20 protein-coding genes and 2 pseudogenes are annotated in these 21850 nt (G+C 62.9%); 5 read left to right on the forward strand and 17 right to left on the reverse strand.

Annotated elements, in window-relative coordinates:
- The 3 genes and pseudogenes from AC1DR6_RS11600 to yghU form a co-directional block, all read left to right on the forward strand.
- Positions 1-200 (forward strand): annotated as a pseudogene (locus tag AC1DR6_RS11600) (IS5/IS1182 family transposase); the annotation flags it as partial.
- 87 nt (positions 201-287) lie between these two features.
- The gene (locus AC1DR6_RS11605) at positions 288-992 is read left to right on the forward strand and encodes a glutathione S-transferase family protein (RefSeq protein WP_476829386.1); all 705 of its coding nucleotides are present in this window, start codon (positions 288-290) and stop codon (positions 990-992) included.
- Between the two features lie 22 nt (positions 993-1014).
- Positions 1015-1887 carry a glutathione-dependent disulfide-bond oxidoreductase gene (gene yghU, locus AC1DR6_RS11610; protein WP_476829387.1) on the forward strand — a complete coding sequence of 291 codons (873 nt, stop codon included), beginning with the start codon at positions 1015-1017 and terminating at the stop codon, positions 1885-1887.
- 346 nt (positions 1888-2233) lie between these two features.
- Here the strand turns inward: yghU and AC1DR6_RS11615 are convergent, their stop codons facing one another.
- The 7 genes and pseudogenes from AC1DR6_RS11615 to AC1DR6_RS11645 form a co-directional block, all read right to left on the reverse strand.
- On the reverse strand, positions 2234-3670 hold the full coding sequence (locus AC1DR6_RS11615; RefSeq protein WP_476829388.1) for an NAD(P)/FAD-dependent oxidoreductase: 1437 nt from the start codon (positions 3668-3670) through the stop codon (positions 2234-2236).
- An 81-nt stretch (positions 3671-3751) separates the two neighbouring features.
- Positions 3752-4099, reverse strand: coding sequence for a RidA family protein (locus tag AC1DR6_RS11620; RefSeq protein WP_476829389.1), 348 nt, complete (start codon positions 4097-4099; stop codon positions 3752-3754).
- 48 nt (positions 4100-4147) lie between these two features.
- Positions 4148-4933 (reverse strand): ABC transporter permease, encoded by a 786-nt coding sequence (locus AC1DR6_RS11625; protein ID WP_476829390.1) that lies wholly within the window; start codon positions 4931-4933, stop codon positions 4148-4150.
- On the reverse strand, positions 4933-5796 hold the full coding sequence (locus AC1DR6_RS11630) for an ABC transporter permease (RefSeq protein ID WP_476829391.1): 864 nt from the start codon (positions 5794-5796) through the stop codon (positions 4933-4935). The genes AC1DR6_RS11625 and AC1DR6_RS11630 overlap by 1 nt, the downstream gene beginning before the upstream one ends.
- Before the next feature lie 101 nt (positions 5797-5897).
- Positions 5898-6916, reverse strand: a pseudogene (locus AC1DR6_RS11635) (ABC transporter substrate-binding protein).
- Positions 6917-7151: 235 nt separating this feature from the next.
- Positions 7152-7859 (reverse strand): HAD-IA family hydrolase, encoded by a 708-nt coding sequence (locus tag AC1DR6_RS11640; protein WP_476829392.1) that lies wholly within the window; start codon positions 7857-7859, stop codon positions 7152-7154.
- Between the two features lie 46 nt (positions 7860-7905).
- Positions 7906-8982 carry an ABC transporter ATP-binding protein gene (locus AC1DR6_RS11645; RefSeq protein ID WP_476829393.1) on the reverse strand — a complete coding sequence of 359 codons (1077 nt, stop codon included), beginning with the start codon at positions 8980-8982 and terminating at the stop codon, positions 7906-7908.
- Between the two features lie 183 nt (positions 8983-9165).
- Here AC1DR6_RS11645 and AC1DR6_RS11650 point away from each other — a divergent pair, with 183 nt between their 5' ends.
- Positions 9166-10113 (forward strand): LysR family transcriptional regulator, encoded by a 948-nt coding sequence (locus AC1DR6_RS11650; protein ID WP_476829394.1) that lies wholly within the window; start codon positions 9166-9168, stop codon positions 10111-10113.
- Positions 10114-10740: 627 nt separating this feature from the next.
- Complete coding sequence (locus AC1DR6_RS11655) at positions 10741-11016, forward strand: tyrosine-type recombinase/integrase (RefSeq protein ID WP_476829395.1); 276 nt, start codon at positions 10741-10743, stop codon at positions 11014-11016.
- Positions 11017-11216: 200 nt separating this feature from the next.
- On the opposite strand, the gene AC1DR6_RS11660 is transcribed toward AC1DR6_RS11655, so the two are convergent.
- The 10 genes from AC1DR6_RS11660 to AC1DR6_RS11705 all read right to left on the reverse strand — a co-directional run bounded on the left by AC1DR6_RS11660 (position 11217) and on the right by AC1DR6_RS11705 (position 21829).
- Positions 11217-12290, reverse strand: a complete 1074-nt coding sequence (locus AC1DR6_RS11660; RefSeq protein ID WP_476829396.1) for an ABC transporter ATP-binding protein — start codon at positions 12288-12290, stop codon at positions 11217-11219.
- Positions 12291-12314: 24 nt separating this feature from the next.
- Positions 12315-13145: an ABC transporter permease gene (locus tag AC1DR6_RS11665; RefSeq protein ID WP_476829397.1), complete on the reverse strand. Its 831-nt coding sequence runs from the start codon at positions 13143-13145 to the stop codon at positions 12315-12317.
- Positions 13142-14401, reverse strand: coding sequence for an ABC transporter permease (locus tag AC1DR6_RS11670; RefSeq protein ID WP_476829398.1), 1260 nt, complete (start codon positions 14399-14401; stop codon positions 13142-13144). Before AC1DR6_RS11670 ends, AC1DR6_RS11665 begins: the two co-directional genes overlap by 4 nt.
- A 12-nt stretch (positions 14402-14413) precedes the next feature.
- The gene (locus tag AC1DR6_RS11675; RefSeq protein WP_476829399.1) at positions 14414-15466 is read right to left on the reverse strand and encodes an extracellular solute-binding protein; all 1053 of its coding nucleotides are present in this window, start codon (positions 15464-15466) and stop codon (positions 14414-14416) included.
- 225 nt (positions 15467-15691) lie between these two features.
- Positions 15692-16510: an ABC transporter ATP-binding protein gene (locus AC1DR6_RS11680; protein ID WP_476829400.1), complete on the reverse strand. Its 819-nt coding sequence runs from the start codon at positions 16508-16510 to the stop codon at positions 15692-15694.
- 63 nt (positions 16511-16573) lie between these two features.
- Positions 16574-17611 carry an ABC transporter substrate-binding protein gene (locus AC1DR6_RS11685; protein ID WP_476829401.1) on the reverse strand — a complete coding sequence of 346 codons (1038 nt, stop codon included), beginning with the start codon at positions 17609-17611 and terminating at the stop codon, positions 16574-16576.
- Positions 17612-17642: 31 nt separating this feature from the next.
- Complete coding sequence (locus AC1DR6_RS11690) at positions 17643-18401, reverse strand: ABC transporter permease (RefSeq protein ID WP_476829402.1); 759 nt, start codon at positions 18399-18401, stop codon at positions 17643-17645.
- A gap of 257 nt (positions 18402-18658) precedes the next feature.
- Complete coding sequence (locus AC1DR6_RS11695; RefSeq protein WP_476829403.1) at positions 18659-19717, reverse strand: extracellular solute-binding protein; 1059 nt, start codon at positions 19715-19717, stop codon at positions 18659-18661.
- A 277-nt stretch (positions 19718-19994) separates the two neighbouring features.
- Positions 19995-21344 carry an amidase gene (locus tag AC1DR6_RS11700; RefSeq protein ID WP_476829404.1) on the reverse strand — a complete coding sequence of 450 codons (1350 nt, stop codon included), beginning with the start codon at positions 21342-21344 and terminating at the stop codon, positions 19995-19997.
- A gap of 32 nt (positions 21345-21376) precedes the next feature.
- Positions 21377-21829, reverse strand: a complete 453-nt coding sequence (locus AC1DR6_RS11705) for an SRPBCC family protein (protein ID WP_476829405.1) — start codon at positions 21827-21829, stop codon at positions 21377-21379.
- Positions 21830-21850 lie beyond the last annotated feature (21 nt).

Consider the following 21850-nt stretch of genomic DNA (forward strand, 5'->3'; position numbering starts at 1 on the left):
CCATGCCCAACATCCCGCCCAAGGCCAACCGGCGCTGGAAGAACTGCTTCTCCCCGGTCCTCTACCGCGACCGCAACGCCATCGAACGGATGTTCTGCCGCCTCAAGGATTTCCGCCGCGTCGCCACGCGATACGATCGAAACGCCGTCAACTTCCTCGCAGCAGTCTGCATCGCAGCGACCGTCAGCTACTGGTTATGAGTCCAGACCCTAGTCCGTACGCTAAGGGCGTGCGGCGTTGGTTCGGGGAGGCCATCGCGGCCCACCCGACGAAAGAAGGAAAGTTCGATGATCCGCTTCTACTTCCACCCGACGCCGAACCCGGCGAAAGTCGCGCTGTTCCTGGAAGAGACGGGTCTGCCGTACGAGGCGATCCCCGTCGACACCAGCAAGGGCGAGCAACATGCAGCGTCGTTCCGAGCGATCAATCCCAATGGCAAGGTGCCGGCGATCGTCGATACGGACGGGCCGGGCGGCCAGGAGGCGCGCGTCTTCGATTCCACCGCCATCCTGCTCTATCTCGCCGAGAAGACGGGACAATTCTTGGGCGCCCCCAAAGATCGGCCGGAGCTGCTCTCCTGGCTCCTGTTCATCGCGTCGGGCCTCGGCCCGTTTTCGGGACAGGCGGTCCATTTTCAGTTCGCCGCGCCCGAAGGGCTCGATTATGCCGTGAATCGCTACCGCCGCGAGGCCGAACGCCATTATCGGGTGCTGGACGAGCATCTCGAGGGTCGGAGCTTCATCGTGGGCGAGACCTATTCGATCGCCGACATTTCGGCCTGGGGCTGGCTCGACCGCGCCTCGCGCGTGCTCAAGGGAGCGGACGATCCGCTAGCGCCCTTCCCGAACCTCAAGCGTCTGTTCGAGGCGGTCGATGCGCGGCCGGCCGTGATCGCGGCCCGCGCCGTCGGCAAGGACCATGCCTTCAAGCAGATCCGTGACGAAGAGGCTCAGCGCGCGCTCTTCCCGTCCAATTTTCCGCCCGCAGCGTAATCGCGCATCCGGAGACCGCATCATGACCGAGAGCACCGATTATGTCCCGCCCAAGGTCTGGACCTGGGACAAGGCCAGCGGCGGCCGCTTCGCCAATATCAACCGGCCGATCGCCGGCGCGACCCATGACAAGGAACTGCCGATCGGCAAGCACCCGATGCAGCTCTATTCGCTGGGCACGCCGAACGGCATCAAGGTCACGGTCATGCTCGAGGAATTGCTGGCGGCCGGCCATAAAGGCGCCGAATACGACGCCTGGCTGATCAAGATCGGCGACGGCGACCAGTTCGGCTCCGGGTTCGTCGAGGTCAATCCGAACTCCAAGATTCCGGCGCTGATGGATCGCAGTGGACCAAACCCGATCCGCATCTTCGAATCCGGCGCGATCCTGATGCATCTCGCCGAGAAGTTCGGGGCGTTCCTGCAGACGGAACCGGCCGCGCGGGCCGAGACCCTCTCCTGGCTGTTCTGGCAAATGGGCTCGGCCCCGTTTCTGGGTGGCGGCTTCGGCCATTTCTACGCCTATGCGCCTACGAAGCTCGAATATCCGATCAACCGTTACGCCATGGAGGTGAAGCGTCAGCTCGACGTGCTCAACCGGCGCCTCGCCGATAACGAGTTCATCGCCGGTGACAGCTACACGATCGCCGACATGGCGATCTGGCCCTGGTATGGCGGGCTGGTGATGGGCTGGCAATACGGTGCGGCTGAGTTTCTCTCGGTAAAGGACTACACCAACGTCGTCCGCTGGGCCGAGCAGCTCCTGGCCCGGCCCGCCGTGGCGCGTGGCCGCATGGTCAACCGCACCACCGGCGAGCCAGCCAGCCAGTTGAGAGAACGCCACGACGCCGGCGACTTCGCGACGAAGACCCAGGACAAGCTCGCCGGAACATAGCAATCGGCGGCCGCGGCAAACGCATTCGCGTCACCGTCGGCGCCCCGGTCTCCAGGCGCCCCTGTGTCCGGGGACATTCGCCTCTGGAGGCTGCGGCGAGTCGCTAAATCGTTTGAGAGAGAAGAGTGCTGGCCCCGATCGACCGCGCTGGCGTGCGCGTAGCGCTGGCGGCGCTTGCTGCGCGCATGGCCGGCCCGCTACCGCGGGGGCTCAACGTCTACACGGCTCGATGAGGACATCTTCATTCGGCACTCATCGGAAACCTTGTCGGTGTGCAGAAGCATGTCATCGGACGGCCGCGCTCGCCTGACTCTGCGGCATCCCGCGTCGCCCGATCTGCAGCAGCTTACCGCGTGCCAATTTTCAGGCCGAAGACCCTTGGAATCGCCGCTGCCGCACGCTGGACGATCCTCGCCCGCTGTTCGCGTTCCTCGGCCTCTTCGCAACCGATGATGCCCCAGCGAACCAGGCGCCCCCCGATCGCCCGGAATGGCTCCGGCGGCAATGACGGTAACTTCCGTGTGCAGAGCGGCAGATTGGCCCAAGCATCGTTGGCGCCGAGTACCAATGACGCCAGACACTGCCCGCCCATATAGGTCGGGTTCACGCCATGGCCGGAGTAGCCGCAGCCATAATGAATTCGGGTGCCCGGCATGGTCTTGAAGAAGGGCAGCCGATCGGAGGATACGTCGATCCCCCCGCCCCATATCCGGGAGATGCCGACATCGGCGAACCCCGGCAGAAGCCGGCGCAAGGCTCTTTCCGCACGTGCTCCGGAAGCCCTGTCCATGGTCAGACCGGTATCAGTCGCGTTTCCGCCATAGCTGATCGGCCCCGACCCTGAGCCCATCAGCACGCGACCGTCGATGGTCTTGCGAAAATAATGGACGAACATGCGCAGATCGGCGAGGCCCTCATCGCCGTTCCAACCCATCTCTTCGAGCTTTTCAGGCGCTGGCTCGGTCATCAATGCGTAGGACGAAAAGACGCTGACATGCGCGCGGACGTCGCGGTGGCTTGCGAGCGCTATATTGGTGGCCAGCACGACCTCGCGGGCCAGGATTTCGCCTGCCGACGTCCTGATGCGGTTGGGCGAGCCCGCGTCCAGACCAATCATCGGTGTATTTTCGTAAACGACGACGCCGGCTTCGATCGCAGCCTGCCGCAGGGCGCGTGCGAGGCGCGCCGGATGGACATTAGCGCCCTCCGTAAAGAAGACTCCGCCACGGAATACGGGCGAACGACAATGCGCCGCGACTTGCTCCGGTGTCAGCGCCTGAGCGCTGTCCGGCTCCCCGAGGCGGCGGGCGGTGTCCGCGTAAGCTTTGATTTTGATGTCCTGCGCAGGCGCGGCCGAAACGCGGACATTTCCCGCCTCGCGCCACCATACGTCACGGCCCGGCGCGGTGGCGAAGGCCCGGATGGCGTCCTGCGCACGCGTGCCGGCGCGTGCGACCGCAAGCGCTCCGTCGGCTCCGAGGTTTGCAGCCATGCCGCCGAGAGAGGCCCAGTATCCATGGACCTTCCCACCATTCTTGCCGCTCGCGCCCGAGCCGCAAAGCGACGCCTCGATCAGCACTACGGAGAGATTCGGCGCCCGTTCCTTGAGTGCGAGCGCGGTCCACAAGCCGGTGAACCCGCCGCCGACGATCGCGACATCCGCCGTCACCGTCCCGGAGAGAGACGGCGAGGCTGGGAGATCGCCCTCCGCACGCAAGGCGTCGCTGAACCACCAGGAGCCATCGCTGGGAGAACGGCTCGGGTCGGTGTTGGAATGGGACATATCGAAATCGCTTGAACTGAACTTGGGGGGAGCCGACGAAGGCACCGGCTCCCCTGCCCGTCGGCGACAGCGTTTGCCGGATCAGACGAGCGCCTGAACCTGTATCTCGACGAGAATATTGTCGGCTGCAAGCCGCGATTCGACCGTCGCGCGAGCCGGAGGCTGCTTCGGATCGACCCAGGCCTCCCAGGCGGCGTTCATCTCGTTGAACGTGCTGATGTCCTTCAGCCAGATGTTGCCGACGACGATCCTGGTCTTGTCGGTCCCCGCCATGGCCAGATAGCCGTCGATCTGGGTCAGGATGTCCGCGGTCTGCTCCTTGACGCCGCCGCTCCGGTCCTTTGCCGTCAGCCCTGAAAGAAAGGCGAAGCCATTGGCGACCAGCACCTTGCTAAGACGGCCGTTCTGAATGTTGTGACGTGTGATCATCGATAGGTCCTCTGCTTGAAAATGGGGAATGCGGTTCGATCGCCCGGATCAGGCGATCTTTTTGGGCTGGCGGGTCGCCAGCAGCACCAGGATGAACGACGCCGCCGTCAGCAGGGTCGAGATCGAGGCGATGGTGGGGTCGATTTCGTCGCGCAGCGCGGTGAACATACGCTTGGTCAGCGTCTGGTACTGCCCGCCGGAGACGAAGAGCGAAATGATCGTCTCGTCGATCGCCGAGATGAACGCGAAGACGCCGCCGGCGAACACACTCGCCTTGATTTGCGGCAGCGTTACGGTGAGGAAGGCGCGGAAGCGGTTCATGCCGAGGCTGCGCGCCACCATCTCCTGCGTCTTGTCGAAGCTTTGAAGCCCAGCCACCACCGAGGTGATGACATAGGGCAGACCGAGCATGACGTTCGCCAGCACGAGGCCAGTCAGCGTCTGGATAAGGCCGATCTTGGCGTAGACGAAGAAGATGCCGATCGCGACGATGATGATCGGCACGATCAGCGGCAGCATCAGCACCATGTGAAGCGAGCGCATCAGCTTCGTCTGCGAGTTGCTGATGGCATAGGCCGCGGCCGTGCCGAGCGGCGTCGCGACCAGCACCGTGAGGACGCCGATCAGCGCGCTCATCCGTGTCGCCTGCATCCAGGCCGGGTTGCCGAAATATTCGGCGTACCAGCGCAGCGACAGAGCCGGCGGCGGGAAGGTCAGGAAGCGCGTCGCCGAGAAGGACATCGGCACGATGATTAGCAGCGGCAAGATCAGGTAGATCAGGATAAGACCGACGAAGGCGCCGAAGAGCAGGCGGGGGAACAGCGGCGGTTTCATCACTTCTGCCCCAGCATCTTGTCGAGCGGGATGATGCGGCTGACGGCCATGAAGATGGCGAGCACGCAGACGAGCAACACGACGCCCACAGCGCTCGCCGCTCCCCACTGGTTGTAGAGCTCGACGTTTCGGCTCACCACCATGGAGATCATGATCGTTCGGCCGCCACCCAGCAGCTCGGGCGTGATGTAGAAGCCCAGCGTCAGCACGAAGACCAGTGTCAGCCCAGCGACGACGCCGGGCAGCGACAGCGGCAGGAAGATGCGCAGGAAGCTGTGCAGCGGCCCGCCGCCGAGGCTGGCGCCGGCCAACATCAGATCGCGCGGGATTTTCTGCATCGTCGAATAGAGCGGCAGTACCATGAAAGGCAGGAGGATGTGGACTGTCGCGATCGTCGTGCCGAGCTCGTTGTGGACGAGCGCCAGCGGCTCGCTGATCAGCCCGAGGCTTTCCAGCACCTGGTTGGTCACACCCGTACGCTGGAGCAGCACGAGCCAGGCATAGGCACGCACCAGCACACTAGTCCAGAAGGGCAGCATGACGAAGGAGAGGATCAGCACGTCCCAGGGTCGCTTCACATGGGCGGCGGCATAGGCGACGGGATAGCCCAGCAGCAGGGTCATGATCGTGACCGTGAGCGCCATCCGGAAGGTCAGCGCGAAACTGCGCCAGTAGACATCCTCGCTGAAGATGCGGCGGTAGTTCTCCAGCGTGAAGCCGTTATCGTACACCGACTGCGCCATCAGCCAGCCGACCGGGATCACCACCAGCGCGACGATGACGATCACCGCGGGCGAGGCAAGCAGAAGCATCAGCCCCTGCTCGCGGCGCTGGTAGCGGAGGGACGGGTCGGTTGCGGTCATCGGGCTGCCCTCGTCACGCCGGGCTTGGCCCTGGCATCTCCTGCAAGAGGTTCCCGGGTCCGCAGGAGGCGCGGCCCGGGAATGACGTCATGTGACGCAGATTACTTCTGCGCGAAGGAGAGCCAGCGCTTCTCGGCGGCTTCGCCCGCGGGCGAGGTCCACCAGGCGTAGGACATCATGCCTGGACCTTAGCGTTCTCCGGCGCACTTGGCAGCTCCTTGACGCGCGCTGCGGGAATCACGCCCGTGTCGAACGCCTTGGGGTTGCCCGGACCGTAATCGATCTGCAGCGGCAGGTTGGCCTGGATCGCCGGGTCGAACGCTTCGTTCAAAAACTTGTATGTCGTCGCTAAATTTGGCGCCCCCTTCAGCACGCAGAGCGAGGTGTGCTGCAGGATACCCTCATTGTAGGTATAGCCGACCTTCGCGCCATCATTGACCAAAGCCGATATCCGGCCGTTCCAGGCCATCACCATATCGACCTCGCCATCGCTGAGAAGCTGGGCCGACTGCGCGCCGGAGGTCCACCAGACGGTGATGTTGGGCTTGATCTCCTCCAGCTTCTTGAAAGCGCGATCAACGTCGAGCGGGTAAAGCTTGTCGGCCGGCACGCCGTCGGCCATCAGCGCGGCCTCGAGCGTGGCGAGCGGGTGGTTGCGCAGCGAGCGGCGGCCGGGGAACTTCTTCACGTCCCAGAAATCGGCCCAGGTCCTGGGAGCACTTGCTGCGTCGGGGTACTTCTTCAGGCTGTAGCCGAGCACGCTGGAATAGGTTTCGTAAACGATCGAATAGTCGCTGCGATAGTCGGCTGGCATCGCGGCGGCATTGGGCAGCTTGCTGAAATCAAGCTTCTCGACGATGTTCTGCTCGCCGCCGCGAAGGCAGTAATTCGTCGCCACCATGACGACGTCCCATGTCGGCTTCCCGCTGGCGACCTGCGAGCGCATGATCGGCCAGGCGTCGGGCACGCTGTCCTGATTGACGGTGATCCCGAGGCGCTTGGCTACAGGATCGAGGATGGCGACGGTGTCCGCCTTCTGAGAAGCGCCACCCTGGCCGACATAGGTCACTTGATCCGCCGCGGCGGCCGGTCCGATTGAATTCATCGTGAAAGTGGCCATCACAGCATAGAGCGCTAATGACTTCACGGATCTCGCGTTCGACTTAGCCATATCAAGTCCCCTCGTTTTGTTGTTGACCATCAATGCTGAAATGATTGTCGGCTCCGGCCGGCTTTGCGACTGGACGAACCGAGGTCGTTTTCACCGGACGCTTTGTGGACGTTTTCGCCGCGCCTCCATTGGCGTTGCCCCGGACCGCGCCGACACCGGCCGGCCCGGGTTCTCATGCGATCGATCAGGACGCTGCTTCGGCGTCCACTGCGTCAGCCAGGGCCTTCAGCGTCGGGAAGCAATAATCTGCCTGCGTAATCTCGGGCACGGCGGGCGTCCCGCCGAAACCCTTCTGGCCACGACGGCGCTCGATCCAGCATGTTGTGTAGCCAAGTGGCTTGGCAGGCCGGATATCGTGATATTGGCTCTGGGCAACGTGGATCATGTCCGATTGCTTGAAGCCGAAGGCCGATTGACGCCCACGGTTATAGGCAAAGTAGCCCGCATGCGGCTTCGGATGCTGCGCCTCGTCGACGGTGATGCTGTCGTGGAACGGCCGCCCCAGGGTCTCTTCATAGAAGGCGAAGGTCGGGCGGTCGGCATTGGTCATCGCAACCAGGCGATAATGCTTGCGCAACCGAGCAAGGGCTGCGGCCGAATCCGGGAAGGCGGGGTGCCGGAACATCGCATGCTGGAACGCATCGGCCGAAGCTTCGTCGGCAGGCAAGCCAAGTTTCTTGGCGATATACAGATAGACGAGCTTGAACACGACGCTCGAGCGTCCGTAATGCTCGTCGCGCCCCTCGAGATAGGGGCCGAAGATCTCGTCGTCGGTCAGGTTGGCCGCGGCAGGGCCGCCGATACGCCGAACGGCGGTCAAGACGCCGGTCTCGAAGTCGATCAGCGTGCCGACGACGTCGAATGTGAGAACCTTGAAATCGCGAAGGGCCATGATGTCGACTTCTCTTGCTGGGCTTTTCGGGTGTGTTGGCGATGTGTCAGTCATCCGTCTTCGACACGACGATGGTGTCTTGCGGGTGGATGCTGATTTGGACGGGCTCCCCGATTGGCGGGATGCGGCGGGCGGCTTCGAAATGGCTGGGCTGGCGCAGGCTGAGCGGTGTGCCGTCATCAAGCGCGAGGAAGACGCGTAGGCTCTCACCCTGAAAGACGACGTCGGTGACGCGGGCTGAGAAGCGGTTGCGTTCGGGCGCGCCGGCGCCGTCTTCGATCAGGAGTTTTTCGGTCTGCACAGCGAGAACGAGCTCGCCTGTCGCTGGCAGAGGGCGGGCCGTTCTGATGACGGAGCCGGCGAGCGACACCGCATCGCTGCCCGCGCGCGCGACCGGCAACAGCGTAGCCTCACCGATGAAGCTCGCGACGAAAGCGTTGGCCGGATGGTCGTGCAGGCGTCCAGGTTTGTCGATCTGGACCAGCTTGCCATCCTTGAGGATGGCGACACGATCGCTCATCGTCAGCGCCTCGCGCTGATCATGCGTGACGTAGATGATGGTGGCGCCAAGCCGCTTGTGAAGTTGCCGCAACTCGATCTGCATCGTCTCGCGGAGCTGCTTGTCGAGCGCCGAAAGCGGCTCGTCCATCAGGATCAGGCGCGGCTCGAAGATCATGGCGCGGGCCAAGGCGACACGCTGCCGCTGACCGCCTGAGAGCTGGCCGATGCCGCGTTCCTCGTAGCCCGCGAGGTCGACCATCGCCAGCGCGGCGCGGACCTTCTCGGCATAGCTCGATTTCGGCAGCCGCCTTGCGCGCAACGGAAAGGCGACGTTCTCGCCGACATTCATATGCGGAAAGAGCGCGTAGTTCTGGAAGACGATGCCGATGTCGCGCTTGTGCGGCGGTGTGAAGGTGACATCGCGGCCACCGAACAGAATCTGGCCGGCGGAGGGCTGGACGAAGCCTCCGAGGATGCCGAGCAGCGTGGTCTTGCCGGACCCGGAGGGACCAAGCAGCGAGACGAATTCCTGCGGCGCGATGTCAAGCGAGACGTCATCCAGCGCCCGCACCGACCCGTAGATCTTGCTGGCCGACCGGATCTCGACGCGCTCGCCGCTCATATGCACGATCAACATTCTCCAGAAGTGTGAATAAGACCTGCGCCGGTCATCGATCCCGTCCCGTTGCCGCTTCGTGGCTCAGCGCCGTCATTGGCGTACTGACCGGCTGCGTGGGTCGATTTAAGGGCCTGAAAGGCTGCATCCGCAATTGCGGAATTCTTGGGATTTCCATAATCTGTGGTTATGTCTGATCTCCGCCGCATGCTGTCGTCCAGCAATGCGCTCTTCGTGTTTGAGGCCGCAGCCAGCAGCGGCAGCTTCACGGGAGCTGCAGAGGCATTGAATGTGACGCAACCCGCCGTCAGCAGGATGCTCGGACAGCTAGAGGCCTATCTGGGTGTTCGACTGTTTCAGCGGGGCCGCCGCGGCGCCGTTTTGACTGAAGAGGGCGAAGTGCTGTTCCGCCGGGTCAAGGACGGCTTCGGCATGATCGAGACCGGGCTTAAGGAGGTAGAGCGCCTCAAGGCCAAGAAAGACACGGTCACGATCTCGGTTTCTTCCGCCTTTACGACGCATTGGATGATCCCGCGCATGCGGCGCTTTCAAAATGAGTTTCCAGACATCGAGCTGCGCTTTCAGATGACCAGCGGGTCTCTGCGGGGGCCCGTCGAGCATGCTGATTTCGGAATGCGCTACGTCGAGCCAACCGCCGCCATATCGCCCGACGAACTGGTGTCGCACGAAGTGATGCTGCCGGTTTGCAGCCCCTCCTACATGTTGCCGACCGAGCCCGACGCCTATGACGATGTCGATACGATCATCCAGCTCACCGACAATCCGTCCAATTGGCTGGAACTGCACCCTGATGTGCTGCGTCGCGGCAGGGGGCAAATTAGGAGATTGACGTTCTCCGATTATGCGGTCGTCATGCAGGCCGCCATGGCGGGGCAGGGCATCGCTTACGGCTGGCTATCGGTTGTCTCCTCTGCCTTGAGAACAGGCGCATTGCTGCCGGCATCTTCTACTTTGACGCGGGGGGAGAGGTTGTGCGTCCTAGCGTCGGCTCACGATCAAAAACTGTCCGATAGTGCGGTTGCGATCAGAGACTGGATCATTCTAGAGCAACGACGCGACATCATCGCTTTAGATAGGAAATATCCAGAGCTGAAATTCTTTCAAGTTGCCTATTGATAAAGAAAACGCACGTGGCTCCACCTGATGTGGTCGTCCGACCTATGCCGCTCGGCATTTGACAATCAGGAATTCACATCATCCCTGAGCTTCGGATCGCAGACCCATCGCTGACCTAATATGCACAGCAACGCAAAAAATGCTGGAAGCAAAGCGCGTTCGCGTCTGGACCTGCTCGACGCATTGTCGAGCCCCAAAGATCCGGGTGAGCGTTCGGAACGTCAGGCTCGCCTCGCCTCGAGCGAGGACGATCCCGTCGACCTGACCGATCACATGCGGCCCTTGCATATGACCAGATCAGCGCCTTCATCGCGTCCTTCAGAGAGAGGACGGCTCTCGCAAGCCTAGCTTTAGAATTCACGATTCTGACGGCGGCGCGGACTGGAGAGGCCTAAGGTGCGCGATGGACCGAAATCGAGTTTGAAAGGCGAATCTGGACCATGCCCGTAAAGCGGATGACGGTTCGAAAGGCGCACCGGATGCCGCTCTCTGACCGGGCGATCGCGATCTTGAAACAAGCCGGAAAGTTGAGGCCGGAAAGACGATGAGGGTGCGGCCTACGTATTTCCTGGCCAGAAGATCGGTCGCCCACTATCGAATATGTCGATGGAAATGATCCTACGCAGGATGAAGGCCAACGACATCACGGTTCATGGGTTTCGTTCGACATTCCGAGATTGGGCAGCCGAGACTACGCCATTCCCGCATCAAGTTTGCGAGATGGCTTTGGCGCACACGGTCGGCAGCAAAGTCGAACGTGCCTATCAGCGGACAGACCTGTTCGATAAGCGACGGCTGCTTATGGAAGCATGGGCCGCGTTCTGCGAACTTCCTGCTTCATCCGTCGCTGTGCCGATGAAGGGCAATAATGCAGCGGGCCAAGTCGTGCCGGGTTCGCATTGAAGTGAAGCGCTACGTGCCGGAACGGATACCAATTCCCCTGCCCCACTGCCCAGCGCCGGGCATCCTATTGTGGAGTGTGGCCGAAAACATGTGATCAAGCGGCAATCAAACTCCTGGATCATGAAGCCAAGCATCCGCCACGCTGCTATGTCGACCTCAGAAATTTGGTTGCACGGCGCAGGCGCTGAGTGAGAGACGTTTTAAGCCTGAAACGCAGCTCCATCCTGCGATGCCCAGCTCAGGCTCACGTGCTGTCCATTGTGGTATGGTGGACCTGAGCCCAGCTTCACCGTAACTGTCTGCGTGTCCGGCAGCTCTACGACCAGCTTCGTCTGGTCTCCAAGATAGATGCTCTCGACGATTATGCCGTCGAGCTGGTTGTCACTGTCGAGGGGGCCGCCCGCCGCTGAAACCGCGATCTTCTCTGGTCGAACGGCAATCACGACAGAATGATCGCCGCGGGCATTTCCAGCTTTGGCGCGAACGGTTCCTCCACGGGGCAATTCGACCTCGATCTGATCCCCGTCGCGCCGCCTGCCCTGCCCGCGCAGAAGGTTGTTGTCTCCCACGAACCCGGCGACGAAGAGGTTGCCGGGAGCATCGTACAAGGTCTTCGGATCGGCCAGCTGTTCCACCAGGCCTCGGTTGAACACTGCGATCCGATCGGACATGGTCAATGCCTCCTCCTGATCATGCGTGACATAGACCATCGTCACGCCGAGACGCTGGTGGATCGCCCTGATTTCCATCTGCATGCCTTCCCGCAGTTGTCGATCAAGGGCACCAAGTGGTTCGTCCATGAGGACGATCGCCGGCTCGTAAACCAGAGCTCGCGCGAGCGCCACGCGCTGCTGCTGGCCGCCGGACAATTCGCCGGGCTTCCGATCGATGACGCCCGGAAGCTGGACCATATCGAGCGCGCGCCGGACGCTCACGGCAATCGCTTGCTTGTCCTGCCGCCTGACCTGCAGGGGAAAGGCGACATTTTCGCCGACCGTCATATGCGGAAACAGAGCATAGTTCTGGAAGACCATGCCGATCTCGCGGCGGTGCGGCGGCAGGCGGGAGAACGCCTGGTCCTCCAGGAAGATTTCTCCGCTCGTCGGCATTTCGAAACCCGCCAGCATCATCAGCGAGGTCGTCTTGCCCGAGCCTGACGGCCCCAGCAGGGTCAGGAACTCGCCGCGCTCGACCTCCAGGTTGAGGTTCGAGACGACTTGCGAGCGGCCGTCATAGGTCTTGCTGATGTTCTGGAACCGGATGATGGCGTCCACGTCGACATTCCTGTGACTGAGCGGTCAATGAGCGGTTTCGCCGCCCTGCCGCAATTTCTCGCCGCGCCTGACGAAAAGCAGGATGGTCATCAGCGAGACCGCAATGACCATCATGACGGTCGCGGCCGCCGCGATGACGAGATCGAAGAGGTCGCCGGAGCGCATATACATCTGCACCGGCAAGGTCCGCTGCTCCGGGCCGGCTAGAAACAACGCCGCGACGACATCATCGAACGAGATCGCGAAGGCGAAAATGCCGCCGGAAACGATGCCCGGAAAAATGAGCGGGAGCATCACCCTACGGAAACTTAAGAGCGGCGGCGCGCCAAGGCTGGCTGCGGCACGCAGCAGATTGCCGTCGAAACGCTGCAACGCGGCCAGGACGGTGACGACGACGATCGGCGAAGCGAAGGCACAATGGGCCAGGATCAACCCCATGAAGCTGTAGTCGAGTCCTACGCGCGCGAAGGCGAAATACATGCTGGCCGCACCGATGACGCTCGGCACGATCATGGGTGTCATGATCAGCACCATCAACGCGTTCTTGCCCGCAAGCCGCCAGCGCCAAAGGCCGATCGCGGCACTGACGCCGATCGCGAGCGACAGGGCCGTGGTGCCCGCGCCGACGAGAAGGCTGTTCAGCAACGCGCGGCTCCAATCCGGCGACGCGAAGAGATCGCGAAACCAGCGCAGGCTGAAGCTGTGGATCGGATAATGCAGCACCGCGACGTCGTTGAAGGCCATCGGCACGAAGGCCGCGATTGGGCCGATCATGAAGATGCCGAACAGGACCCCGAAGCCGGCCAACACGAGGCGCAAGGCACGCTGCGAGAGAGTGGAGGGAAAGCCGTTCATCGCGCGCCGACACTGGGCGTGACGCTCTTGGTCAGCGACACGAAGAGCCAATAGAGCAGATAAACCGACAGGAGCAGCACCGCCGACAGCGCGGCGGCCAAGCCCCAGTTCGGGGTCTTCGAGACGTAGTTGACCACAAGCACGGGCAGCCCCTGCTCCATCGGACCTCCGAGAACCGCGGGCACGACGAAAACGCCAAGGCTGTGGATGAAGACGAGCAGCGATCCCGCAGCCAGACCTGGCACGATCTGCGGCAGGAAGATGCGGCGGAACGCCATCGTCGGCGGGGCTCCGAGCGAGGCGGCCGCCCGCATCTGAGAGACGGGAACGGTCTTCATCACGCTGTAGAGCGGCAGCACCATATAGGGGATGAAGATGTGCACGAGCGCCACGATAACGGCCGTGCGGTTGTAGAGCAGGTCGAGCGGCCGGCTCAGCACACCGAGACCGAGAAGGCCGTCATTGATGATGCCCTCGCGTCCGAGGAGCATGCTCCAGGCCAGGACCCTCACCATCACCGCGGTCCAGAACGGCAGCAGCAGCACCAGCATCATCACGCCGGCGATGCGCTTGCTCGTCGTCGCCATCAGGTAGGCGAATGGAAATCCGAGCAGGATGGCGAAAAACGTCACGCCGAAGGAAATGGTAAAGGTGCGCAGGATCGCGGGCACAAAAGCACTTTCACCCGTCGGGGCCTGCTCGATCGCGCCCGCAGCCGTGCGCCTCAGATCCAGTGCGGAGAGCAGATAGAAGTCCGTCAGCGGTCCGCTGGCCTGCCTGATCGTCGCCCATGTCGCGGCGTCTTCCCAGCGTGCCGATATCCCGGTGAAGAATGCGCGAGGCTCGGCCGGCATGTTCCGGATCCGCGCACGCGCGCCCATCACCATGGCTCGCAGCCCCGGAAGCGCATAATTCAGCCGCGCGGCCGCGACCGCGACGTCGGCCGGCGTATGCGCCTGCAGCAGATCCGTGGCCAGGCCGCGAAATGCGGCGTCAGGGATCGGTTGATCGGAGCGCCAGTCCCGGAGCGCCGAGACGGTCGCCGGCAAGGCTCGCGCGACCTCGGGGTCGCCAACGCCTCTGCCGAGCATCATCGCCAACGGCCCGATGAAGACGATCAGCAGGAAAAGCACCAGTGGCGCCACGAGCAGCATTGCGCCAAACCGCGCAGAGCGCTGCGAGCGTGCCAGACCGCGGGACAGGGTTTTAGGGTCTTCAACCGGGCGCGCGGCGCCCTCCATCTGGACCGCCGTCATCGCCATCGCCGCCTACCGGGCCGCAATCCAGGCGTCGAAACGCCGTGTCAGATCGTCGGTGTGATTGACCCAGAACTCCGCATCGAGCGGTATCGCGTCTTGCAGGGCATCCGGATTGGGCGTCAAGAACGGCTTCCAGTCCGGGTTGACGAACGCCATCGCTTTGGAATTCGGGGTTGAGATCGCCAAGCCGTTGGTTACGGCAGCCTGGACCTCCGGCTTTGCCGCATAGTTGAGGAACGCATACGCGTTTTCGACATGCTTGCTGCCTTGCACGATCGCGTAAAAGTCCGTGAGAAGAATGGCGTCCTTGCGTGTCAGGGCGAAATCCGTGCCTTGCGTCTTGTTGAAGAAGGCAATGCCGTTGTCATAGGTCATTCCCATCACGGCCTCGCCGGATGCCAGGAACTGACGCGACTGGCCGGCATTTACCCACCAGACAACCTCGGGCTTGATCACGTCGAGTTTCCGGAAAGCGCGGTCCACGCCCTCCTTCGTGGCCAGCACCTTGTAGACGTCTGCGCGCGCGACACCGTCGGCCATCAAGGCGATCTCGAGCGTCTGGATCGGGCTGCGGCGCATGGCGCGCTTGCCTGGCCATTTCTTCATGTCCCACAGATCGGCCCATGACGAGGGCTGACCCTTGAACTTCTTGCGGTCATAGGCAAGCACCGAACTGTAGAAGATGAACGGCACGCCGCACTTGTAGCTCTCGCCGATCTTGTCGAATTCGGCCAGGCCCGGCACCCTCGCGCGATCGATCTCGGCGAAGACGCCTTCGTCGCAGCCCTGCAGGACTTCCGTTTCCTCGGTGGTCACGATGTCCCAGTCGGCACCTCCGGCCTCGACCTTGGCCCGCACGGAGCCGAGGCCCCAGTCGCGGTTGTCGATCCGCAGGTCCAGCCTGGACTGCTTCTGGTAAGGCTCCAGCACGCTCTTCTTCAGGACCTCCCCTATCGGGCTGATGAAGACCGAGACGGTCAGGTCGGCCGCCCGCCCCGCGGAGGCCGCAGCCATCGAACAGACCGCTGCGGCGACGAGAGCAGTGTTGCGGACCAGCGTCATCGGCACCGTACTCCCCTTTGACCGCCGTCGGGTTCGCCGAGTGGTCCGCACCATGCCGGCTCAGACATATTATCTTAATATTGTATATAAATAGCGGAGCCAAAACGATGTCAAGCGATGGCTGCCCACTCAGCGTGCAAACAGGAGTCCCGATCGGAGCGGATGCCCAATTCCGTGGCAGAGTAGCTTGCACTCCTAGGCTTGGGAAAGCATGCCGCCGTGTCGTCAGACCGCTTCTGCCTCAGCGAGCAGCGACGCATTCTGCTGCTCCATGGCATGGGTCACCTCTTCCCGGATCAGGTCGAAAGCGCGCTTGTAAAGCGCGGAGAACGCCGGCGTGTTCACCATCGCGAGCGAGCGCGGGCGCGGCAGATCCACCGGCAGGACTTCCTTGATACGGCCGGGGCGCGCGGTCATGACGACGACCTCGTCTCCAAGCAGGATCGCCTCCTCGATTGCATGGGTGACGAAGACGATCGTCTTGCGGCTTTCTTCGAAGATGCGGATCAGCTCCTCCTGCATTACCAACTTGGTCTGGGCGTCTAGCGCGCCGAACGGCTCGTCCATCAGCATGATCGGCCGGTCCATGATCAGCGCCCGAGCGAGGGCGACGCGCTGGCGCATCCCTCCGGAAAGCTGCTTTGGATAATACTGCCCAAAGCCGTGAAGGCCGACCTTGCTCAGGAGCGATCGGGCCTTTGCAAGACGGTCCTCGCGGCCGGCCCCCGTCATCTCCAGTCCGAAGGCGACATTGTCCTCCACCGTGCGCCAGGGAAACAGGTTCTGGTTCTGCCAGACCATGATCGATGGCGCCTGCGGGCGTGTGCCGGCACTCGCCGAAGACGATATCGTGACCCGCCCGCTGGTGGCCTTGGAAAGCCCGCCGATGATCTGCGCCAGGGTGCTCTTGCCGCAGCCGCTGGGACCCAGGATGCAGGAAAATCGACCGGAGCGGAAATGATGGCTCACGCTCTCCAGAGCAATGAAGGCACCGGAGCCCTTGCGGGGCCATTGCTGGCGGATGTCGTCGACGATGATGTCCATCTGACCACTATTCCATCAGGTTGAGGGCGGGCGCTCGGACGCGGCTGCGAGTCGACGCCACCCTCAGTCGAAGGGCTTTTCGCTCGCGAGACGCCGGGCGGCCTCCTGGGCGATGGAGAGATCGAAGAGCTTGTCCTGCGGGACGGTCTGCTGGACGAGCTTGAAGGGACCCTTGGACCAGTAGTCCTGCATCTTCATGATCGAGGCCACGTTCGGGAGGCCGTCCGGGCTGATATAGCTCCAATGCGGAGCCATCGCGACGACGAGTTCCGCCTTCCCGATGGCCGTATGCGCGGCCAGGATGGCAACCACCTCCGGATGCGCCTTGGGGTCGGCAGCAGCGGCGTTGAAATCCCGTGCACCACGTAGATAGGCCATGGCAAACCGCACCAAAGCGTCACGATTACGCGCCAGGAAGGTCTTGTGGGCCGCGAAGGTCGCGACCTGCTGATCGTCTTCGATGCTGCTGCCCGTGGCAACCATCGGCCCCCATCCACTGGTCTGTGCGAAGAGGCTGAACTGATAGGATATCGCGGCGACGTCGACTGTCTTCTGGCCGAGCATCTTCATGAGATCAGGCTGCCCGATGCCGGAGACATATTTGACGTCGTTGACCGGATCCAGCCCGGCGCGCTCGAGCCCGATCGCGATATTGTAGTGGTTGATGCTGCCGATCGCGGGAATGCCGATGCGCTTGCCCTTGAGCTTGGCGAAATCGGCCGAGGATTTCACGCCTTCGGCAGCCAGGGCGCCGGTGACGCTGATCGAGGTGTAGGCGTTCTCTCCGCGGTCTCGCCCGCGGTCCAGCACGATGACGAGCGGGGCGCCTTTCGCCACTGCGTTAAACAGTCCGGCCGAAGCCGGCATCGTGCTGATGTCGATCTCGCCGGCGATCATCGCCGGGATCGCCAGTGCACCGTCGTCGAAGACACGGGTTTCCACGTTGATGCCGAGTTTCTTGAAGTAGCCCCGCTCGCGCGCGATCAGGAAGCCACCGCTCGAAATGAACGGGCCTTCGGCGACGCGAACGGTGTCGTCCGCCAAAGCGGGGGATGTCAGCGCGGCAAGCACCACGCTCATGACCAGAACCAGCGATCTCATCGTCGACACCTCGTTTGCATGGTCGGCCGGTTCAGTCGGCCCAGGGCATGAGGCGACGAGCGACCCATTCCTGAATTTTCATGATCGCAGCGCCCATCAGCGCCAGGACGATCAGGATCGAGAAAACCTTCTCGGTCTCGAGAATCTGGCCGGCCTTGATCAACAGTCCGCCGAGACCGGCCGAACTGGTGCCGCCGATCATTTCAGCCGCGATGACCAGGATGATCGTGACACCTGTGCCCAGCTGGAGACCGGCGAGGATCGTCGGGATCGCGGCGGGAATGACGACGCGCATCTGCACCTGGCGCCGGGACGCTCCGAGATCCTCGGCCGCCTTGACGAGCCCGGTGTCGACCTGCCGCACGCCGGCATAGGTGCTCATCAGGATGGGGAAGAACGCGGCGACCGCGCTGATGACGATCTTGTAGGCTTCCCCGGTGCCGAGCCAGATCACCAGCAGCGGGATCAGCGAAATCTTCGGCAAGGGATAGAGCGCGGCGATCCAGGGATCGGCGATCTTTCGCGTGAGAAGCGACATGCCCATGAGCACCCCACACGCGATTCCCAGCACCGCGGCGATCGCGAAGCCGGCATAAATCCGCATGACCGTCGCCGCCAGATGCGGCCACAGCGAGCCATCCTCGATCATCGTTGCCCCTGCCGAGGCGATGGCGACGGGCGAAGGAAGATAGATCGGCTGGATGCCCCCGAGCTGGACGTAAAGCTGCCAGATCGCGAGGAAGATCAAAACGCTGAGTGCCGGCAAGGTGGCTTCGAGAACGGCGCGCATGCTGGTTCATCTCTCCAAGCGGGCTGACATCCGCGCCGCGCCAAATGCGTCCCGCGCGAGCGCCTTGCACGCTCATATAAATACACATTTTAGCTATATTACGAAGCTTTTATTGACAATTTGTTTTCCGGCTCGGCTGAACGGACGATGTCAAACGCCGCGCTTGGCCATTGGCCGATGGCTAGTCTGCCTGAGCGGCACCGCGCACGGGCATCGGCAAGGACCGGGGCGTTCGGAATAACGGGATCGGCCAGAAACTATTTGGCCGTCAGCCAGGCCTCGAAGCGCTGCGACAGGGCGTCGGTGTTGTCGAGCCAGAATTTCGCATCGAGCGAAATCGCTTCCTTCAGATTGTCCGGGTTCGGAGTGAGGAAGGGCTTCAAATCCGCATCGACGAACTCGATCGCCTTGCGGTTCGGAGTCGAGATCGCCAGGCCGTTGGTAACGGCCGCCTGCTTTTGCGGGCTCATGGCGTCGTTGATGAAGGCATAAGCCTTCTCGACATGCTTGCTGCCCTGGACGATAGCCCAGAAGTCGACATGGATGATCGCATCCTTGCGCACGAGGCCGAAATCGGTACCCTGTGTCTTGTTGAAGTAGCGGATGCCGTTGTCATAGGTCACCGCGAGCGCGACCTCGCCCGCCGCCAGCATCTGGCGCGACTGGCCTGGGTTCTGCCACCAGATGACGTTCGGCTTGATCGCATCGAGCTTGCGAAAGGCGCGATCGACGCCCTCCTTCGTCGCCAGCACCTTATAGACGTCGCCGCGCGGCACCCGGTCGGCCATCAGCGCGATCTCCAGCGTTCCGCTGACCGTGCGATGCAAGGCGCGCTTGCCGGGCCATTTCTCGAGGTCCCACAGGTCGGCCCAGGACGTCGGCTCGTCCTTGATCCGTTTCTTGTCGTAGGCGAGTACCGAGCTGTAGAAATAGATCGGCACCCCGCAGGAATAGCCTTCGCCTATCGCGTCGAAATCTGCGAGGTTTGGCAGTTTCTTGCGGTCTAGCGGCTGGAACAGCCCCTCGTCGCAACCCTGCAGCGCTTCGACCTCTTCAAGCGATACGACATCCCAGGCGCCGCTACCGCCTTCGACCTTGGCGCGGACGGCGCCGAGGCCCCAGTCGCGATTGTCGGATGCAATATCGAGCTTGTTCTGGCTGGCGTAGGGCTCGATCACGTCCTTCTTGAGGACCTCGCCGATCGGGCTGATGAACACCGCCGTCGTCAGGTCCGCGGCCAAGACGCCGGCCGGCAGGGACAACATCAGGCCAGCAGCGAAGCCAAAGGCCAGCCTGCCTGGAATCGAGATCGACATGTCGGCTTCTCCGCTCTGAATCGGTTACATCGAACCCGCAACCTGCCATTCCCCTGGTTTTATTCGGCAGCGGATTCGATTTCTTAGAAATGTAAATTCTGTATAGATTTCGCGTCGCAACTTGCGTTGTCAAGCGGCTTTTCCTTGCTTGCCGCCCAAGCAAGATAAAAGCCATCGCCGGCCGCTCACGACGAACGCCCAGTGTCGGGCGTCGCCGGCGGAAATGCCTGAAAAAGACGGCTGACGTGTCAGCGGGACAATCGTGATCCCGCTACGTTCAGCCCGCGAACCCCAAGGCCGTTTCGACAGCGAGGCCAAGCGCGACGATGCGCCGATCGCTGCCGCGAGGGCCGGCGAGCATGAGCCCGACGGGAGCCTCTCCGGAATCATGGCAAGGGAGGGACAAGGCGCAGCCGTCGAGAAAATTGATCAAGGTCGGGTTGCGCAGCATGAGCAGATTGGTCGCTCCGAAGGCCGCATCCTCTTCGAGGTCGGCGATGCGGGGCGCGATGACGGGCACCGTCGGCATCACCAGTGCATCGAAGGGCGCGAGCCGCATCTCGACCGCCGCGATCCATTGCGTGCGGGCTTCGATCAAATCGAGATATTCCGCCGCCGTGAGGTCGGCGCCGCGCCGGATTCGCATCAGGATGCGGGGGTCGTAACGGCTGCCCGCCTTTTCGATCAAAGCGCGATGCCAGTGCCAAGCCTCCGAGGCCGCGAAACCGCCCTTGGCGTTGATCGCGGCGAGCGCCGCAAACTCCGGTACCGCCAGATCGGTGATATGGACACCGGCTGCCGAAAGCCGGCTCAGGGCACGGCGGAAGGTCTCGGAGACGGTCTCGTCCAGGCCGTCGAGCGCAAGCGTCGTCGGGACGGCAAGCCGCAGGCCGGCCAATGGCAAGGCTTCGGGAAGTTCAAACGGGGTGCCGGAGAGAACCGCGTCCAGCAGCGCGCAGCAGGCGACGCTGCTTCCGATTGGGCCGATCGAATCGAGACTCTTCGATAGCGGCAAGGCACCTTGCAGAGGCACGCGCGCCGCGGAGGGCTTGAAGCCGACGAGGCCGCAGAGTGCGGCAGGAATCCGGACCGAGCCGCCGGTATCCGTGCCGATCGCGGCCGCGGCCATGCCGTCCGTCACCGACACCGCCGCGCCGGAGGAGGACCCGCCGGGGATGCGCCGGGTCGCCCGATCGTAAGGATTGAGCGGCGTGCCGTAATGCGGATTGAGGCCGAGGCCTGAAAAAGCGAATTCGGTCATGTTGGTGCGGCCGACGAGCACGGCGCCGGCCGCAACGAGGCGTCGCACGATTTCGGCGTCCTGCGTGGCCGCTGGCGCATCGTCCAGCGCGATGGAACCGGCGCGGGTCGTCTCGCCGGCCACGTCGAACAAGTCCTTGATCGAAACCGGGATGCCTTCAAGCGGCGAGCGGACGACACCCGCCTCGCGCAGCGTATCGGAGGCACGAGCCATCGCCCGCGCCTTGTCCTCATAACGTTCGATGAAGACTCTTGCGCCCTCGCCATCAGGTGCCGCGGCGCGAGCCAGCGCTTCGTCGGCCAGCGCCTCGGCGGTGATATCGCCGGACTGAAGGCGCTGCTCGAGATCGTGAAGGCTGTCGTTCATGGTGCCGTTTCTCCAATGCAAGCGCGGCTCCGTCAGCCTTCGCTGACGGCTTTTGCGAAATTCGAGAAAAACTCGTCGGCCAGCTTCTTCGAGACGGAATCGATCAGCCGCGAGCCGAGCTGCATCAGCTTGCCGCCGACCTGCGCTTCGACCTCGTAACGCAGCAGCGTCTGGCCACCCTCGACGTCCGACAGCATCACCTTGGCGCCGCCCTTGGCGAAACCGGCGATGCCGCCCTCCCCTTCGCCCTGGATGCGATAGCCGTTGGGCGGGTCGAGATCGACCAGCTCGACCTTGCCCTTGAAGGTCGCTTTCACCGGGCCGAGCTTCACCTTCACCACCGCCGACATATGCGTGTCGTCATCCTTGGTCAGCTGGTCGCAGCCGGGGATGCATGCCTTCAGCACCTCGGGATCGTTCAGCTTCGCCCAGACGACATCCTTGCCCGCCGGCAAAGTCGCCTCGCCGCTCATCGTCATCGCCATGATGGTCTCTCCCCTATCGCG

It is taken from the genome of Allobosea sp. P5_A5, from assembly GCF_056400625.1.